This window comes from Pseudomonas agronomica, from assembly GCF_025917275.1.
Taxonomy (GTDB): Bacteria; Pseudomonadota; Gammaproteobacteria; order Pseudomonadales; family Pseudomonadaceae; genus Aquipseudomonas; species Aquipseudomonas agronomica.
On record NZ_JAOSHO010001052.1, the window covers coordinates 1 to 446 of the forward strand.

Annotated in this window: 1 protein-coding gene; it reads right to left on the minus strand. The window is 61.7% G+C overall.

Going from position 1 to position 446, the window contains the following annotated elements; genetic code table 11:
• The coding region (locus OC610_RS28850) for a Tex-like N-terminal domain-containing protein (protein WP_332880494.1) at positions 1-377 on the minus strand (377 nt) is incomplete at its 3' end.
• Positions 378-446 lie beyond the last annotated feature (69 nt).

Here is a 446-nt window from a genome sequence, read left to right on the forward strand (position 1 = left end):
TCCGCCAGCTCGCCGAGGCCGGCTTCCAGGGCAATCTGGCCCTTGGTGCGGCGCTTTTGCTTATAGGGGAGGTACAAGTCTTCGAGACGGGTCTTGGTGTCGGCCAGCTTGATGTCGCGTTCGAGTTGCGGGGTCAGCTTGCCCTGCTCCTGGATGCTCGCCAGGATGCTGATGCGCCGTTCGTCGAGTTCTCGCAGGTAGCGCAGGCGCTCTTCCAGATGACGCAATTGCGTGTCATCGAGGCTGCCGGTCACTTCTTTCCGGTAACGGGCGATGAAAGGCACCGTGGAACCTTCATCGAGTAGCGCGACGGCCGCTTCGACCTGTTGCGGGCGGACGCCGAGTTCCTCGGCGATGCGGCTGTTGATGCTGTCCATAAAACCACCTGACAAATTGTGAAATCAGGCTCGCCGCCGCAGAAGCCGGGCTCGGCGAGACTGGTTGAG